This window comes from Thiocapsa sp. (genome assembly GCF_011390875.1).
Classification (GTDB): domain Bacteria; phylum Pseudomonadota; class Gammaproteobacteria; order Chromatiales; family Chromatiaceae; genus Thiocapsa.
Genome location: NZ_JAABRP010000317.1, coordinates 1 through 370, shown reverse-complemented (window position 1 = coordinate 370; position 370 = coordinate 1). Strand labels below are relative to the sequence as shown.

The window sequence follows — 370 nt, the reverse complement described above, 5'->3', positions numbered from 1 at the left end:
AGCTCCGGTCACCGCGAGTTTGGACGAACCGGCGCCGAGTCCGCTGCCGGTGGATCCGGATCCGAGAGGACTCTGGAACGGGGACAACGCGGACATCAAGCTTCGCCTGCAGGGCCGAGAGTTTCGGCCGCGTCTGCCGCCAATAGACTTTCGACTGGCCGAGACCGACCGCCGAGTGCCCGAGGCCGTGAGCCTGGATCTCTGGTTTTCGATCGATCCGGCCATCGCGTTCGATAGGCCGCTGACCCTGGCCGCAATCGGTGACGATTTGGGCACGTTGTTATCGATCCACCTGATGAGCGATTTGCGCAGCATCGGTGTCTGGGACGGTAGCGGTTCGGGCATTCGCACCCTGAAACACCCTTTCGAG

General features: G+C 63.0%; 1 protein-coding gene. It reads left to right on the top strand.

Annotated features, from left to right (window positions below):
* Positions 1-187: 187 nt before the first annotated feature.
* Positions 188-370, top strand: a 183-nt coding sequence (locus GPT33_RS17725; protein WP_296811703.1) for a hypothetical protein, incomplete at its 3' end; no start/stop codon positions are given.